Consider the following 568-nt stretch of genomic DNA (forward strand, 5'->3'; position numbering starts at 1 on the left):
GACTGGCGATTGGGACTAAGTCGTAACAAGGTAGCCGTACCGGAAGGTGCGGCTGGATCACCTCCTTTCTAAGGAGCACCTACAACTTTCTCTGCCCCGTGTATGCGGGTGTGGTGGGGTTGTCAGGAGTACGCCCGTTGCGCAGACGCAAGTTCTGCGGCGGGTGCTCACGGGTGGAATATCAACAAATAGCGGCCGCCGGTTCTTCGCCGGCACCCAGTACGGTCCCCTGTGCTTCCTTTGGAAGTCCGGGTGGTCCTGGAACGGTGCGGGAGAGGTGATCAGCGGTTTAGTGTTTGGCACACTGTTGGGTCCTGAGGCAACAGGACCGGGTTGCTGCGGCTTTGGCCGTGGTGGTTCCGGGACTTGTGTTTCTGGTTTCTTGGCTGCACCGATCACACGGTTGTTCTGCTCCTTTTGGGGTGGGGTGTGTGTGGGGTGTGTGGTACGGGGTTGTTGTTTGAGAACTACATAGTGGACGCGAGCATCTTTTATAAGAAGCAATTTCCAAGAATATGAACCTGGATCTGATCCGTGATTGTGCTGCCGCCTTTGGGTGGTGGTTGGT

The 568-nt window shown here is 56.5% G+C and carries 1 rRNA gene; it reads left to right on the top strand.

The features are described 5' to 3' along the window. A 16S ribosomal RNA gene (locus AC1DDH_RS20440) occupies positions 1-68 on the top strand; the annotation flags it as partial. Between the last annotated feature and the right edge of the window lie 500 nt (positions 69-568).

The sequence above is a fragment of the Arthrobacter sp. 10T425 genome (assembly GCF_056393985.1).